This window comes from Lawsonibacter hominis (assembly GCF_014287895.1).
Taxonomy (GTDB): domain Bacteria; phylum Bacillota; class Clostridia; order Oscillospirales; family Oscillospiraceae; genus Lawsonibacter_A; species Lawsonibacter_A hominis.
Genome location: NZ_JACOPP010000007.1, coordinates 1 through 16,204, shown reverse-complemented (window position 1 = coordinate 16,204; position 16,204 = coordinate 1). Strand labels below are relative to the sequence as shown.

At 62.4% G+C, this 16,204-nt stretch carries 12 protein-coding genes and 1 rRNA gene; 9 read left to right on the top strand and 4 right to left on the bottom strand.

All coding sequences use genetic code 11. The features are described from left to right. The first annotated feature begins 218 nt into the window (after positions 1-218). A complete protein-coding gene (locus H8S57_RS06880; RefSeq protein WP_243204734.1) occupies positions 219-1,496 on the top strand; it encodes a peptidylprolyl isomerase in 1,278 nt (425 codons plus the stop codon). Between the two features lie 239 nt (positions 1,497-1,735). Here the strand turns inward: H8S57_RS06880 and H8S57_RS06875 are convergent, their stop codons facing one another. The 3 genes from H8S57_RS06875 to H8S57_RS06865 form a co-directional block, all read right to left on the bottom strand. Next, positions 1,736-2,338, bottom strand: a complete 603-nt coding sequence (locus H8S57_RS06875; RefSeq protein ID WP_186907347.1) for a hypothetical protein — start codon at positions 2,336-2,338, stop codon at positions 1,736-1,738. Positions 2,339-2,435: 97 nt separating this feature from the next. Then, positions 2,436-3,005, bottom strand: a complete 570-nt coding sequence (locus tag H8S57_RS06870) for a response regulator (protein ID WP_186907346.1) — start codon at positions 3,003-3,005, stop codon at positions 2,436-2,438. Continuing rightward, positions 3,002-4,849, bottom strand: coding sequence for a sensor histidine kinase (locus tag H8S57_RS06865; protein WP_186907345.1), 1,848 nt, complete (start codon positions 4,847-4,849; stop codon positions 3,002-3,004). The genes H8S57_RS06870 and H8S57_RS06865 overlap by 4 nt, the downstream gene beginning before the upstream one ends. A gap of 161 nt (positions 4,850-5,010) precedes the next feature. Between H8S57_RS06865 and H8S57_RS06860 the strand changes: the two genes are divergently transcribed. The 4 genes from H8S57_RS06860 to H8S57_RS06845 all read left to right on the top strand — a co-directional run bounded on the left by H8S57_RS06860 (position 5,011) and on the right by H8S57_RS06845 (position 9,116). After that, the gene (locus tag H8S57_RS06860) at positions 5,011-5,220 is read left to right on the top strand and encodes a hypothetical protein (RefSeq protein ID WP_186907344.1); all 210 of its coding nucleotides are present in this window, start codon (positions 5,011-5,013) and stop codon (positions 5,218-5,220) included. 78 nt (positions 5,221-5,298) lie between these two features. Further along, positions 5,299-5,658 (top strand): helix-turn-helix transcriptional regulator, encoded by a 360-nt coding sequence (locus H8S57_RS06855; RefSeq protein ID WP_186907343.1) that lies wholly within the window; start codon positions 5,299-5,301, stop codon positions 5,656-5,658. After that, a complete protein-coding gene (locus H8S57_RS06850) occupies positions 5,655-6,383 on the top strand; it encodes a response regulator (RefSeq protein ID WP_186907342.1) in 729 nt (242 codons plus the stop codon). Before H8S57_RS06855 ends, H8S57_RS06850 begins: the two co-directional genes overlap by 4 nt. 69 nt (positions 6,384-6,452) lie before the next feature. Next, positions 6,453-9,116, top strand: coding sequence for a cation-translocating P-type ATPase (locus H8S57_RS06845; RefSeq protein WP_186907341.1), 2,664 nt, complete (start codon positions 6,453-6,455; stop codon positions 9,114-9,116). 83 nt (positions 9,117-9,199) lie between these two features. On the opposite strand, the gene H8S57_RS06840 is transcribed toward H8S57_RS06845, so the two are convergent. Then, the gene (locus tag H8S57_RS06840) at positions 9,200-10,129 is read right to left on the bottom strand and encodes a phosphate acyltransferase (RefSeq protein WP_186907340.1); all 930 of its coding nucleotides are present in this window, start codon (positions 10,127-10,129) and stop codon (positions 9,200-9,202) included. Between the two features lie 350 nt (positions 10,130-10,479). Here H8S57_RS06840 and H8S57_RS06835 point away from each other — a divergent pair, with 350 nt between their 5' ends. The 4 genes from H8S57_RS06835 (at position 10,480) to H8S57_RS06820 (ending at position 16,174) form a co-directional block, all read left to right on the top strand. Further along, positions 10,480-12,000, top strand: coding sequence for a spore germination protein (locus H8S57_RS06835; RefSeq protein WP_186907339.1), 1,521 nt, complete (start codon positions 10,480-10,482; stop codon positions 11,998-12,000). After that, on the top strand, positions 11,997-13,067 hold the full coding sequence (locus tag H8S57_RS06830) for a Ger(x)C family spore germination protein (protein ID WP_186907338.1): 1,071 nt from the start codon (positions 11,997-11,999) through the stop codon (positions 13,065-13,067). The genes H8S57_RS06835 and H8S57_RS06830 overlap by 4 nt, the downstream gene beginning before the upstream one ends. 26 nt (positions 13,068-13,093) lie before the next feature. After that, a complete protein-coding gene (locus tag H8S57_RS06825) occupies positions 13,094-14,182 on the top strand; it encodes a GerAB/ArcD/ProY family transporter (RefSeq protein ID WP_186907337.1) in 1,089 nt (362 codons plus the stop codon). Between the two features lie 459 nt (positions 14,183-14,641). Then, a 16S ribosomal RNA gene (locus H8S57_RS06820) occupies positions 14,642-16,174 on the top strand. Positions 16,175-16,204 lie beyond the last annotated feature (30 nt).

Genomic DNA, 16,204 nt, shown 5'->3' with positions numbered 1-16,204 from the left:
CGGGGCGCAGGAGCGGCCGCTCCCGTCCCGGCGGGCCGGCTCGCACCGGGCCGCGCCCGGCGCCGACCGAACCTTAAAATTATGAATTTTCAGTAAATCCCGCCCCTTTTTCTTGCCGCGGGGACAGAAACGCGGTATACTCTAACAAGCGTCCGGCCTTTGGCGTGTAGTATCCAGAGCCTCCGCAGGGGCGGCGCCTCTTGTAAATGAAGGAGGATATGAATCAGATGAAACTGAAAAAGCTCCTGTGCGCCGGACTAAGCGGCGTACTTACGGCGGGGCTGCTGGCCGGCTGCGCCGGGACCGGCGAGCCTGAGGCCACGCCCGATCCCGGGGACATCGCATATCAGGCCGCCGGGATCACCCGGGATACCGTGCTCTATACCGTGGACGGTACCGAGGTGCCCGCCGACGAGTACCTGTTCTGGCTGCTGACCAGCATTTCCACCGCCAAGCAGAGCGGCTATCTGGCCGACGACACCGCCTGGGAGGAGGAGATCGACGGCACGCCCACGGCCGACTACCTGAAGAACGACGCGCTGGAGACCAGCAAGCTCTACGCCCTGGTGGAGCTCAAGGCCGCGGAGGAAGGCACGACGATATCCGAAGAGGACCAGACGACGGCGGACGAGCAGATGACTCAGCTCCAGGAGACCCTGGAGAGCCAGGGGATCGTCTATCAGGACTGGCTGGATCAGCAGTGCATCAGCGATACGGCGTTCCGCAAGCTGAACATGGCGTATTACCAGAGCCTGGCCCTGGAGGAGAAATACGCCGCCGACGGGAAGCTGGACCCGGAGGACGCCGAGATGGATGCCTTTCTGGAAGAGCAGGGCATTTACAATGCCAAGCATATCCTGGTGGCGTTCGAGAACTCCACCGGTACGGATGAGACGACCGGCTATCCCACTTACAGCGACGAGGAAAAGGCAGCCAAAAAGGCCGAGGCGGAGGAGCTTTTGGCGCAGATCCGTGCCGCGGACGACCCTGCGGCCAAGTTTGACGAGCTGATGAATGCGTACAGCGACGACGGCCGGGACGAAGAGGGCAACCTTTATTACCCCGATGGCTACCTGGCCTACAGCGGTCAGATGGTGGCCGAGTTTGAGGAGGGGGCTCTGGCCCTGGCCGAGGGCGAGATCAGCGAGCCCATCGAGACCGTGTACGGCTATCACATCATCCTGCGCCTGGATGCCGACACCCCGGATACCCGCAGCCTCTACAGCAATTACGCCATGAGCAACCTGATGGACGGGTGGCTGGAAAACGCCGTGGTGGAGACCAACGACGCCTTTGCCGCGCTGGACCCCAAGGCCTTCTATGATAAGATCCAGCAGCTCAACGAAGCCCGTCAGGCCAAGCGGGACGCCGAGGCCGCCGCTCAGGAGAGCGCCGCGCCGGAGGAGACCGGGACGCCGGAGGAGTCCGGTGCGCCGGAGGAGTCCGGTGCGCCGGAAGCGACCGGCACGCCCGCCGGGAGTCCCGCCGCGGAATAACGTCCGCCGCAGAAGTGAAAACCGCCCCGGAGCACCGGCTGGATGCCGGGCTCCGGGGCGGTTTTGCGTGGCGGACCGCCGCGCGGCGGGGGAAGACCGCGGTCGGGCGCAGCGGCAGAGCGGATGCGCTTCCGCCGGGAGGCCGCAGGACGCGGACGGGTAAAATGGTTCCCGCCCGGCGCGCCGTTGGGCAACGGCGCGCCGGGCGGGATGTGAAAGGGAAAGAGAAGAACGCAGATTCAGGCCGCCCGTTCCGGGTCGGCGGCGGGGGCGCCGTGGACGGTGATATAGGACGGCAGGACGCGGAGAAGGCCCTGGATATCCGCCACGCTGGCAAAGACCAGCGGGTCGAGCTTGGCGTCCTCGCGGTATTCGGTGACGTTGAGGTGGGTGCTCCGGCGAAGGGAATTGGTGACCGGGCCGATAAAGAAGTTATACGCACCGGTGGGAAGCGCCTCTACCGTGGCTTCGGTCATGTCGGTCAGTTCCCGGTAATCAAAGGCGTCTCCGTTGCGGCGATAGAGGATAAAGCGCTGGTCGGTGACGGCGAAGCAGACCCGTTTGGGCAGGCCGCGGGCGTCCATAAAGGGGCGCAGGGCCACAAAGATACAGGCTGCCAGTACGACGCCCACCACTATGCGGGCTTGGTTTTCCACCTGGAAGACGTACACGGAGAAATAGGTCAGGTAAGCGATCAGCAGCACGCCCAGGACGGCGCAGACCGCCCAGCGCACAATCAGCAGAGGAACGTGCGGCTTCTCCAGCACCTCCACCGGTTCCGGGGCGCCCGCCCAGAGGACGGTCTCGTCTTTGCGCAGAATGTTTTTGAGAGTGTCGTTCATAATTGGCCTTCCTTTCCAGAAATAACAGGGATTTCTCGCTGATCAGTTTGTGGAAAGACAACGGTCCTGTTTTCTGAGCGGAAGAGCGGTGCGGGGATCAGGTAAACGAGCGCCCGGCGTTATGGAATTTTTCGGCGGTCTCCCGGTCGCCAAGACCGAGATAGGCCCGTTCCAGACCAAAGTAAACCGCAGGATCGGTGGGATCGGCGGCGAGAGCCGCCTTGAGCCGGGAGATCGCCTCCTCCCAGCGTTCTGCATCCAACAAATCGGCGGCGCATTTGTACGCATCGGAGGACGCCGGCAGCGGGTCGGGCGGGGTGACCTCCTTCAGCACGGCGCGCAGCCGGTCGGCGGTAAAGGGCTTTTGCAGGTAGGTGATGCTTTGCAGCTTGGTACACTCCACGGCGTTTTTTACCGTGGGATAGGCGGTGATGACGATCACCGGGGTGTCGTTGCCCTGGGCGCGGATGCGCCGGAGCACCTCCGTGCCGGAGAGCTCCGGCAGCTTGATATCGAGGAAGGCCAGGTCAAAGCGCTCGGAGGAAAAGAGCGCGAGGGCGTCCTTGCCGTTGGTGGCGGTCTTGACCTGGTATCCCTCCAACTCCAGGCATTTGGTGAGCAGCATGCGGATGTTTTTTGCGTCGTCGACGACCAGGACCTTCTTCATGGGTGCAAAACTCCCTTATCGGACAGCGGAAGGGTAAAATAGAAGCTGGAGCCCTGGTGCAGCTCGCTCTCGCACCAGATCCTTCCGTTGTGGGCCAGGATGATGGATTTGGCCACAGCCAGACCCAGCCCGCTGCCCCGCAGCTCTAGATCGTAGCTGCTGACCTGGACGTATTTGTCAAAAATGCGCTCCAGGAAAGCGGGCGGGATCCCCTCACCCGTGTCGGACACCTCACAGGTGACGCTTGCGCCGGTCAGCCGGGCGCGGACCAAGATACGACCGCCCGGATCGGTATATTTCACGGCGTTGGAAAGCAGGTTGTTCAGGACCCATTTGATCTTGTCCGGATCGGCCAGAACCAGCGGCAGGTCCGCCTCCGGCTGGGCCGCCAGCGAAACGCCCCCCTGTTCGGCCAGCGGGAGGAACTGGGGAAGAGCGCTGCGGATGATCCCGGCCAGATCGCAGGGAACAAACTGGTAGATCAGATTGGGCGATTCGATCCTGGACAGCAGCAGCAGGTCGGAGACCAGCCGGGAGAGACGTTCGCCATCCTCCTTCAGGGTGGTGACCACCTCGCCCTGGGCCGGGTTCAGCGCCCCCAGGGAGCCGTCGGAGAGCAGATCCGCCCCAAAGACGATGGAGGTGAGGGGCGTTTTGAACTCGTGGGAGATGGTGGCGATGAAATCGCTGCGCATCGTGTCCAGACGCTTGAGCTCGGTAATATCGTAAAAGACCAGGATGACCGACCCGGGGTCGATCCCCTCGTAATGCAGAGGCGTCAAGGTAACGTTGAAATAACGGGCGTCATCGGAGGAGCCGATACAGAGCACCTCCTCCTGATACGCGCCCGGGTCCCGCAGGATCTGGGACAACGGCTCATGAAAGCGGGAACGGCGGATGACGGAAAGGAAATCCTGACCGGCGCTGTCGCTGGTGAACAGACCGAAGAGCTCTTCCGCCGAGTGATTGAGCAGCGTAACGCGCTGGTTGCCGTCCAGGATGACCAGCGGCTCCGTAATGCTGCGGACGATGGCCATGGTGCGGTTGCGTTCCGAAAGGAGCTGGCCCATGGTGCTCCGCTCGAATTCCAGCAGACGCTGGGTCATGTTGTTGAACTCCTCGCACAGCGCGCCCAACTCATCGTTGGAGCGCACCGAGGATTTGCGGTTCAGGTTGCCCTGGCGCACCGCTTTCAGGTTTTGCGTGATTTCGTAGATGGGGCGGAACAGCTTGTCGGTATACAGCTTGAGGGCAAAAAAGCCGATGACCGCCGCCAGCAGGAAAAAGACCGCCAGCACAGCCCAGGCGCGGGAGACGGTTTGCTGGGCCTCCTCTTTGCGGGCAAACAGGGCGTTTTCATTGGAAGCGACCAGCGCGTCCATGTTCAGCGTGACCCGCTGGGCCTGGGGCGCTGTGCCGGTCTGGTACAGCGTCAGCGCGTCCGCGTTCCCCTCTGCCGAGAAGACCGCCTGCGCCTGAGTCAGAAAGGATTCATATTCACTGCCGATCCCCTCGATCAGCTCCATCTCATAGGGGATAATGATGGTGGCATGCTCCATGTGGTAGTTTTCCCAAAAGATTGTGGTCTGGGCGTCGAACTGCTCCAGGGCGGCGTCGTAATTGCCCGTGTCCAGGTACGTCAGCAGGATGGAGCCCTGGGAATTGAGCGCGTCGCTCATATGGCCCAGACGCTGGATACTGTTATAATTGGTGATAACGATATTATTGACGGCGCGGCCGATTCGCGTCAAATTCCACAGAGAAATGACGCCGAGCATCAGTATGATAAAAATCAGGCTGAAATAGACCAGGGATACCTTGCTCTTGAGTGTTTTAGGCGTCATGGCAGGGCTCCCGCCGCGCGCGGGAAATCAGAGGACGATCCCGCAGGCGGCCTCTCCTTCCAAATTTGCTTGTCCGGATCAAAAAACAGGCGTTGCTTTCCACACGCTTAGGATAGCAAAAAGAGGGCCGGTTTTACAAATGAATTTACAAAGAGATTTTAATGGATAACGGAAGAAAAGAAAAGAATAAGCGAGCTGTTTTTAAAAAATCGCTTGAAATAGTGCTGTTTGGCGTCTGGAAGGGCGGGAAAGCAAAATTTCAGGGGGCGAGCCCCCAAAATCGTCTGATTGACCAATCTTTTGCCGCCGCAATAGAGCAAAATGCTCAAAAAGAAGCTTGCATTAAGAAAATAGGTATTATAGACGCATAATAAGAAACGATGGTTGCTTTTAAAAACCTTGAGTTGTGCCAAGCTATAACTAAAGTTTTGCACAAAGGGGCTTTTAATATGGATGAGCAGGAAAAGCAGGCGCTGTGCGAGGAAGTGGGCCGGCGGGTCTGGCGGTGCCGGAAGGAGGCGGGACTGACCCGTGAGGCGCTGGCGGAGCGGCTGGGCAGCTCGACCCAGTATATCGGGGACATCGAACAGGGGAAGAAATGCATGAGTATGGCTTACTTCATCCGGTTGGGGAGTATTTTTAACATCAGCCTGGACGCGCTGGCCTATGGGCAGAGGGAACCCGGCGCGGCGGCAGGGCGGATGCTGCGGCGCATGGAGGAGATGACGCCGCTGGACCGGGGCCTGGCCGCCCACATTATTCTGAAAGCGGCCGATCTGGTGCGTGCGATGGAATCGGAGGACGGATGACACGACCGATTCGTATCCTGCTGGCGGAGGACGACACAGCCGCCCGCACGCTGCTGAACGATTTCTTCGCCCCCCTGGAGGACATGGCGGTGTGCGCCGCCGCCCGGGATGGTTATGAGGCGCTGGAGCTGCTGGAGCGGGAGCGGCCGGACGTGGTGCTCCTGGACCTGATCATGCCCGGCCTGGACGGATTGGGGGTCCTGCAGCAGCTCCGGGCGCATCCGGTGGTCCCGCGCCCGAAGGTCATCGTGCTCTCCCGGGTGGCATCCTCCCATGTGGTCAGCTATGCCTTTTCCCTGGGGGCGGACTATTATCTCATCAAGCCGGTGCACCTGGCGACGCTGCCCGGGCTGATCCGGGTGCTCTATCAGGACCCCCTGGAGCAGGCGGCCGCCGCTCTGCTGGCGGATATGGGGGGCGGCGGCCTGGGCGCCGAGGCCGCCGCCATTGCAGCCGCGGCCCTGGCCGGGGCGCGGGGAAAGCATATGCTGCTCAAACAGGCCTATCTCCCCGCCATGCGGCGGGGGCGGACCAGCTATGCCTGCGTGGAAAAGAACATCCGGGAGATGGTGCGGCGCATCCACAGCGCCGCGCCGCCGGAATACTGCGCCCTGATGGGCGGCAGGCCCGAAAAGCGGCCCAGCAACGACTGCTTCCTGCGCCGCCTGGCGGACCGGGCGGCGCAGCTGCAAAAGCCGTTTCCTGTCCCGCCACGTTTCCCCTGAATACGGACAGGCCTTGTGCTATACTGGCAGCCAAGGACAGGAAAATTCTGGATGTCAGGGGAAATGCATATGAACGCCTGGTACGCCAAGAGCGTCAAGCAAGTGCTGGGAGAGTTGGAGACGGATCGGGAGCGGGGCCTGTCACCGGCGGAGGCCGGACGCAGGCTGGAGCGCTGGGGGCCCAACGAGCTGGCGCGCCAGCGGCGGGCAGGGCTGCTGCGGCGCTTTTTGGGGCAGATGAAGGACCCCATGATCTTGGTGCTGCTGGCGGCGGCGGGGCTGTCCCTGTGGGCCACCGGGGGAGAGGACTGGCTGGACGCGGCCATCATCCTGGTCATCGTGGCGGTCAACGCCTGCATCTCCATCTCGCAGGAGGATAACGCCGAAAAGGCCCTGGAGGCCCTGCGGCAGATGTCGGCCCCGCTGGCCAAGGTGCTGCGGGACGGCAAGGAGATCCGCCTGGAGACCGCGGCGCTGGTGCCCGGCGACATTATCCGGCTGGAGGCGGGGGACCTGGTGCCCGCCGACGCCCGCATCCTCACGGCCGCGGGGCTGCGCTGTGATGAGAGCGCCATGACCGGGGAGCCGGTACCCGCCGCCAAGGCCCCTGTGGGGGAGCTCCCGGAGGACACCCCCCTGGCCGACCGGCGGAATATGGTGCTCTCCGGGACCGTGGTCACCGGCGGCCGGGCCCTCTGCGTGATCACCGCCACCGGCATGGACACCGAGATGGGCCGCATCGCGGGGATGCTGCTGGGGGAGGAGGACAGCCAGACGCCGCTCCAGAAAAAGATGGCGGAGATCTCCAAGACCCTCTCCTTCGTGTGTCTGTGCGTGTGCGCGGTGATGTTCGGGGCTGGCCTGCTCCAGGGCAAGGCCCTGCTGGGGATGTTCATGACCGCCGTATCCCTGGCCGTGGCCGCCATTCCGGAAGGGCTGCCCGCCATCGTTACCATCGTGCTGGCGCTGGGGGTCCAGCGGATGGTCAGGCGGGGCGCCATCGTCAAGCGCCTGCCCGCCGTGGAGACCCTGGGCTGCGCGGGGGTGATCTGCTCCGACAAGACGGGCACCCTGACCCAGAACCGGATGACTGTGGTGGACGTTTGGACGCCCCGGACAGGGGAGCGGGCGCTGGCCCTCACCATCGGCGCGCTTTGCAGCGACGCGGCGCTCATCCGGGCAGGGCGGGAACCCGCCGCCGGCGGCGACCCCACCGAGGCGGCCCTGGTGGTAGCCGCCGCGCGGGAGGGGCTGGAGAAAGGGACGCTGGAGGAGCAGTGGCCCCGGCGGGCCGAGCTGCCCTTCGACTCGGAGCGCAAGCTCATGAGCACGGTACATCAAAAGGCGGATGGCAGCTTTCGGGTGCTGGTGAAGGGGGCGCCCGACGTGCTGCTGGGCCGGTGCAGGATGGACGAGGGGGCGCGCCGCAGGGCCCTGTCCCGCAACGAGGCCATGGCCCTGCGGGCCCTGCGGGTGCTGGGCGTGGCCTATAAGGACCTGGCCTTCCTGCCCCGGACGCTGGACAGCGCCACCCTGGAGCAGGGGCTGACCTTTACGGGCCTGATCGGCATGATGGACCCGCCCCGGCCGGAGGTGCGGCGTGCGGTGGAACAGTGTTACGCCGCGGGGATACGGCCGGTGATGATCACCGGAGACCATAAGCTTACCGCCGTGGCCGTGGCAAAGGAACTGGGGATCTGCCGCAAGGGGGATCTGGCCGTCACCGGGGAGGATCTGGACTTTATGCCCCAGGGACTGCTGGAGCAGGAGGTGGAGCGCTTCGCCGTCTATGCAAGGGTCTCTCCGGAGCATAAGATGCGCATCGTCCGGGCGTGGCAGGCCCGGGGCAAGGTCGTGGCCATGACCGGCGACGGGGTCAACGACGCCCCCGCCCTCAAGGCGGCCGACATCGGCTGCGCCATGGGGGTGGCGGGCACCGACGTGGCCAAGGGTGCGGCGGATATGATCCTGACGGACGACAACTTTGCCACCATCGTCTCCGCCGTGGAGCAGGGCCGCGGCATCTACGCCAACATCAAAAAGGCCATCCACTACCTGCTCTCCTGCAACATTGGGGAGATCTTGACCATCTTCCTGGCCACTGTGCTGGATTTTCACCAGATGCCCCTGGTGCCGGTCCAGCTTTTATGGCTCAATCTGGTCACCGACTCCCTGCCCGCCCTGGCCCTGGGGGTGGAGCCGGTGGAGGAGGGCGTCATGGAGCAGGCGCCCCGGGACGCCCGCGCGTCCCTGTTTTCCCGCGCCTTCTCCCTCCGCCTGGCCTGGCAGGGTGCCATGGTGGGACTGCTCACCCTGACGGCCTACTTTTTGGGGGAGTATGTGCTCTCCGATCCCGGTGAGGCCCATGCAGCGGCCAACACCATGGCGTTCGCCACGCTGACCCTGTGCCAGCTGTTCCATGCCTTTGATGTACGCAGCGAGCGGGCCTCGCTGCTGCACATCGGCGTTTTCTCCAACGCCGCCATGAACCGGGCGTTCCTGATCGGGCTGGTGATGCAGCTCTCCGTGCTCTGTGTGCCGCCGCTGCAGGCCGTTTTCAACACCGTTCCCATGAGCCCTGTGGAGTGGGCCGTGGTGCTCTGCCTTGCCGTGACCCCCGTGGTGGTGTGCGAAGCCGCCAAAGCGGCGGGACGCGCGGGCGCGCGCCGGGTGCGGCGGGTCCCCGGCGCCCGGCGGGCGCCGCTGTATACGGGCGCGTCCAAGGGCAGATGAACCGGGAAACGCACCGCCCGCTCCGGTTAAACAGACGCGGCCCCCGTCCGAAAGGACGGGGGCCGCGCTCGTTTGGGTCGGAATTACGGCTTTTGGCTTTTGCGCCACTCGTTGAGGACGGCGCAGAAGACCAGGGAGAAGAAGCTCTCCTCCGCAGCGGCGGAGCGGGAGGTGAGGGCAATGGGCACCTTGGCGCCCACCACCGCGCCGCAGGTGACGGCGTGGGCATGGATCAGCCAGCTCTTGACCAGCGTGTTGGCCGCGATCAGGTTTTGGGCGATGATGCCGTCGAAGCCGCCGCCCGACCAGGGGCAGTCGTAATGCTTCAGGCGGCAGGCCTCCTTGGAGATAATCAGATCATAGGCGATGGGGCCCCACAGCTCGCAGTCGGCAAACGGATGCTGCTTCTGTTCGGACACCAGGCGCTGGGCCTCGATGGTATCGGGCATATGAAAGTTTACGTTTTCCACCAGAGCCATCAGGGCCAGCTTGGGGTTCTCATATCCAAAGGCCTTCAGCGCGTCGGCGGTATTTTTGATGATGGCTTTCTTCTGGGTGGGATTGGGGTTGACGATGATGGTCATGTCCGACAGAGCCAGCAGCTTGGGATACTCCGGAATGGAGGCCAGGGACACATGGCTCATCAGCCGCTCGGTGCGCAGGCCGTTCTTCCGATCCAGCACAGGCATCAGAAAGTCGCGGGTGGGCAGGTTGCCGCGCATGAGGATGTCGCCCTCTCCGCAGGTAATGATGTCGATGGCGGCCTGGGTGACATTGTGGCCGGGGGGGGTGTCCACCATGGTGTAAGGCTCCTGCTCCAGCCCCAGCTTCTCCAGCTGGACCATGGTGCGCGCCCGGTCGCCCACCAGCACGGGCTGCACAAAGCCCTCGTTCTGAGCCTGGAAGAGGCCCCGGAGCATGTTCTCTCCGTCGGAACCGGCCAGCACCACCCGCAGGGGGGCCGACAGCTTGGGGACACGGCTGATGATATTATCGAAATTCTTGATCTCCATAATTCCCGCCTCACTTTACAGTGTCTTTGCCGCGGCGCACCGCGATCTTATTCTTATTATAAAGGAAGGCCTGCGGGAATACAAGAATATTCTCCGCTTGTCAAAAAAGTCTTTTTGCCAAGCTGGGGCAAATGTTGAACTTTCCCAAACGTTCAACATTTGATTTGATTCAACGCGAAAGACGCCCCTCCCGGGTTTCTTTTACACGATCTTCCTTCCCGTTGTCCAACCCTGTTCCGGTTTTTTGACAGCCTGGAACGTTCTTTCTTTGCCGCTCCGGGGCTTTTTGCATATCGCGGGAAAAACCGGTCATACTCATAGAAGGATTTGCAAAAAAGGAGGTGCGGGCCATGGGATTTTTTGGCCGGGCACGGGAGAGCGTGCCGCCCCACCCCAGGAAAGAGCCCCGCTATGACCTGCCCCTGACGCTGGAAAGCCTGGAGACGGTCTTTGCCGGCTGCGCGGACTTCTCCAAACGGAACGTCCGCTTGGCGGGGGACGGGGAAAAGGTGATCACCCTGTGCTACATCAGCGGCATGGTGCGGATGGAGCGGGTCAGCGACTATGTCCTGCGGCCTTTGGCGCAGGACTCGGCCCTGGCGGACTGCCCGGATATGGCGGAGCTGATGGCCGCCATGGAGGAGGGGGCCCTCTATAATCTGGGGGTAGAGCGCCGGAGCGCCACAGACCGCGCGGCCTTCGACCTGGTGGAGGGCAACTGCCTGCTGCTGTTTCCGGGGGAGACGGAGGTCTTGTCCTTCAACGTAGGCACGGAGGAAAAGCGCTCCATCAGCGAGCCGGAAAACGAAACGGTGCTCAAGGGACCCCGGGATTCCTTTGTGGAGTCGGTGCGCACCAACACCAGCCTGTGCCGCCGCCACCTGAAGGCGCCGGAGCTGCGCCTGCGGGAACAGATCGTAGGGCGGCAATCGGTGACCACGGTGGACGTGCTGTACCTGGAGGGCGTGGTGGACCCCTCCCTGGTGGAGCGGGTACAGGCGCGGCTGGAGCGCATCGATATCGACGCGGTGCTTTCCACCGGCAATATTGAGGAATATATCATCGACGAGACCGCAACCGCGTTTCCCCTGGTGCAGTACACCGAGCGGCCCGACCGCTTCTGCGCGGGGCTGGCGGAGGGGCGGGTGGGCATTCTCATCGACGGCCTTCCGCTGGGCTATCTGGCCCCCGGCGTCATCGGCGATTTTCTGCGGGCGCCCCAGGACAAGTCCAACAACTGGATGGTGGCCTCGGTCATCTCGGTGCTGCGGTATGCCTGCCTGCTGCTTACCCTGACCCTGCCCGCCCTGTATATCGCCGTGGTCACCTTCCATCAGGAGATGATCCCCACCCGGCTGGCCCTGTCCATCATCGCGGCCAAACGGGACGTGCCCTTTCTCTCGGTGTTCGAGGTGCTCATTCTTCTGCTGGCCTTTGAGATCCTGCAGGAGGCGGGGCTGCGTCTGCCCCAGTCCATCGGCCAGACCGTCTCCATCATCGGCGGACTGGTGGTGGGCACTGCGGCGGTGGAGGCCAAGATCGTTTCCCCGGCGGTGCTCATCGTGGTGTCCATCGCGGGCATTGCCGGGTACACCATGCCCTCGCAGGAGCTGGCGGGCGCCCTGCGCATCTGGCGCTTTCTCCTGGCGGTACTGGCCTCGGCCGCCGGGCTGTTCGGGGTGGTGGCGGGGGCGGCTATGCTGGTGTGCCACCTGGCGGGCATCGAGAGCTTCGGCGTATCCTACCTGACCCCCTTTGCCGCCAATGCGGGAGAGCAGGTGGAGGGACACGCCGTTCTGCGCCAGCCCCTGAAGCGTACGAAGCTGCGCCCCGCAGCCCTGCGCACCCGGAACCGGAGGAACCAGCGATGAAGCGATGGGCCGGTGTGCTGGCGCTTCTGCTGCTTCCCCTGGGCGGCTGCCGCGCCGATCTGCTGCCCTACGCCCGCGAGATCGAGGACATGTCCCTGGTACGTACCCTGGGGGTGGATGCCGACGCGGACGGGGTGGCGGTCACCGCCGCCACCGGCGGGCAGGGGCTGGACGACCCCGCCCTGATCTCCGGCAGCGCGGGCACCCTCAGCGCCGCCCTGCTGGAGATGCAGGGGGAAGGGGACTCCTATATCTACTTCGGCCATGTGGGACAGATGCTGCTGGGGGAGGACCTGGCACGCCGGGGCGTGGGCGGCGCCCTGGACTATGTGATGCGGGATGTGGAGATGCGCCTAGACACCGAACTCTATGTGATCCAAAACGGACAGGCGGGAACGACGATCTCCGCCGCCTGGCAGCAGGACTCCGCGGCTGACCGGCTGGAGACCCTGCACGACGGAGCGGGGCTGCGCTCGGACTCCATGTCCCGCACGGTCCGGAACGTACTCTCCGATCTGGAACGCTGCGGGGCCTCCTTTGCGCCTGCCCTCACCGGTGACGGCACGCTCTCCACCGCCGGATACGCCCTGCTGCGGGACGGCGTGCTGGTGGGCTGGGCGGAGGGAGCGGCCGCAGCCGGGGTCAACCTGCTGCTGAGCCGGGTGGATGCCGACGTGGTAGAACTGCCTCAGGCCGACGGAACCGCCGCGCTGCGGGTGGTGGGGGCCAAGACCCGTATCCGGGGCGTTTTTGACGGGGAAGTGCTCACCGGTATGGACGTAAAGTGCCGTGTGGAGGCCAATTTGGCGGAAGGGGCGCCTGCGCTGCAGGAGGAGGCGGCCCGCCGCCGCCTGGAGGCGGAGCTGGCCGCAGTGGAACAGGAGCGCATTCTGGCCGCGCTGGAGCTGTGCCGGACGCTGGAGGGGGATTTCTTCTCCCTGGCCGGAGCGGCCGGACTGTCCCAGCCCTGGCGCGCAGAGGCGCTGCGGCGGCAGTGGGATCCCTCCAGCCTGGAGGTCAGCGTCTCCGTCACGGCTAAGCTGGAGCGCAGCTATGACGCGGGGTAAAACGATTTCATTAAGGTGGTGAATCCATGCCTGAGGGTAAAATCGCGCTGCGCCAGCTGCTCTGTCTGCTGTTTGCGGCCCTGCTCTCCCCGACGGTACGCGTACTTCCCGGCCGCACGGCCGCGGCGGCGGGAGCGGCCGGGTGGCTGTGCACCCTGACGGCGCTGCCCGTGCTGCTGGGGCTTTGCTGGGTGCTGTTTGCCCTGTTTCGCACGGCCGGGCCGGAGGACGGTCTGGCCCAGATCTTCCAGCGCGCCCTGGGCAGGCTGCCGGGAAAGGCCCTCGCCCTGCTTTACCTGCTGTGGGGGCTGTGCCTGCTGTGCGTCAACGCACGGCTGTTTGCCCTGCGCCTTTTGTCCACCAGCTACCGCAACGCACCCCTAAAGCTCTTTCTGGTGGTGCTGCTGGCGGTGGCGCTGTGGCTTGCCCGCAAAAAGCTGCCGGCCCTGGTCCGCGCAGGAGAAATCTTTTATCTGGCCCTATCCCTCTGCTTGGGAGTAGTCCTGTTTCTGGGGCTGTTTCGGGTGGAACCCCAGAATGTGCTGCCGGTATGGGTGCAGGATGTGCCGGAAGTCCTCCGGGGCACCCTGCCTGCGCTTTCGGTAGTGGGATACGTGATCTTTGGCGCTTTTTTGGGGGGAGGAGTGGCCCGGAAAGAGGGAAACCGCCGCCGGGCGATGCGCTGGGCCGCTGTTTTCTGCCTGGTGCTCACGCTGCTGCAATGGGTGTGCCTGGGGGCGTTTGGACCCGGTTTGACACAGCGGATGGACACCCCCTTTTTTATGATGGTCAAAGGCGTGGGTGTGGAAGGCGCCTTCGGACGGGTGGAGTCGGTGGTCATTGCCCTGTGGGTGCTGGCCGATCTGGCGCTGCTCACCCTGCTCCTGTGCTCCTGCTGCTGTATGGCGCAAGCTGTCTTTGGCTTTCAGCGGCGCGAAAGCGCCGCCCTGCCTCTTATTCTTCTGACGCTGGCGGGCGCGCTGTTCCTGTTCCCGGACGCCTTTACCTTATATGAATGGATCGAGGGCTGGGGGGAAGCGGGGGGGCTGGTTTTTGGGTTCCTGCTGCCTGCACTGGTATTGCCTGTGGCGCTTCTGCGCCGGAAGCGGGCATAGGAAAGCATATCTTGTGCCTATACGGCAGAGAAGCACGGCATATCTTGTTGCGTCAAGGGGGTGTAAAAAAAGACGCAGGAAAATGCAAAAAAGGTGTTGACAATTGGACAGGCATTTGGTATATTAATTGAGCGCCTGTGAGGAGCAACCCCTTGAGAGGCAAGGGTTTCCAAAAAATCAGCCTTGCGGCTCGATGAAAAAGAAATCAAAAAACCTCTTGACAAGTTGAACCGAGCATGGTACAATAAAGTTCCTGCGACTGAGACGGAAGCCGAATGAAGCGGGACGCGTGCACCTTGTAAATTAAACAACGTGAAACTTGAAGCACCAGAAAAGGACGAGAAGTCCTTTCTAAGACAAGCAATTGGAATAGGAAGGCTCTTGACAAATTTCTTTGAAGCTATGATTAAGTTTCGATGAAATGATTTAGACAGGCTGGAAGGTCTGTATAGATACCATTTTATTGAGAGTTTGATCCTGGCTCAGGATGAACGCTGGCGGCGTGCTTAACACATGCAAGTCGAACGGAGTGCTCTTGATTGAGGATTCGTCCAAATGATAGAGTTACTTAGTGGCGGACGGGTGAGTAACGCGTGAGTAACCTGCCTTGGAGTGGGGAATAACACAGTGAAAATTGTGCTAATACCGCATGATATATCGGTACCGCATGGTAGTGATATCAAAGATTTATCGCTCTGAGATGGACTCGCGTCTGATTAGCTGGTTGGCGGGGTAACGGCCCACCAAGGCGACGATCAGTAGCCGGACTGAGAGGTTGACCGGCCACATTGGGACTGAGACACGGCCCAGACTCCTACGGGAGGCAGCAGTGGGGAATATTGGGCAATGGGCGCAAGCCTGACCCAGCAACGCCGCGTGAAGGAAGAAGGCTTTCGGGTTGTAAACTTCTTTTAAGAGGGACGAAAGAAATGACGGTACCTCTTGAATAAGCCACGGCTAACTACGTGCCAGCAGCCGCGGTAATACGTAGGTGGCAAGCGTTATCCGGATTTACTGGGTGTAAAGGGCGTGTAGGCGGGACTGCAAGTCAGATGTGAAAACTATGAGCTCAACTCATAGCCTGCATTTGAAACTGTAGTTCTTGAGTGCTGGAGAGGCAATCGGAATTCCGTGTGTAGCGGTGAAATGCGTAGATATACGGAGGAACACCAGTGGCGAAGGCGGATTGCTGGACAGTAACTGACGCTGAGGCGCGAAAGCGTGGGGAGCAAACAGGATTAGATACCCTGGTAGTCCACGCCGTAAACGATGGATACTAGGTGTGGGGGGTCTGACCCCCTCCGTGCCGCAGCTAACGCAATAAGTATCCCACCTGGGGAGTACGATCGCAAGGTTGAAACTCAAAGGAATTGACGGGGGCCCGCACAAGCGGTGGAGTATGTGGTTTAATTCGAAGCAACGCGAAGAACCTTACCAGGGCTTGACATCCTACTAACGAAGCAGAGATGCATTAGGTGCCCTTCGGGGAAAGTAGAGACAGGTGGTGCATGGTTGTCGTCAGCTCGTGTCGTGAGATGTTGGGTTAAGTCCCGCAACGAGCGCAACCCTTATTGTTAGTTGCTACGCAAGAGCACTCTAGCGAGACTGCCGTTGACAAAACGGAGGAAGGTGGGGACGACGTCAAATCATCATGCCCCTTATGTCCTGGGCCACACACGTACTACAATGGCGGTAAACAGAGGGAAGCAATACCGCGAGGTGGAGCAAATCCCTAAAAGCCGTCCCAGTTCGGATTGCAGGCTGAAACCCGCCTGTATGAAGTTGGAATCGCTAGTAATCGCGGATCAGCATGCCGCGGTGAATACGTTCCCGGGCCTTGTACACACCGCCCGTCACACCATGAGAGTCGGGAACACCCGAAGTCCGTAGCCTAACTAGCAATGGGGGGCGCGGCCGAAGGTGGGTTCGATAATTGGGGTGAAGTCGTAACAAGGTAGCCGTATCGGAAGGTGCGGCTGGATCACCTCCTTTCTAAGGAGACATCGGTAAGAGGATATCTTA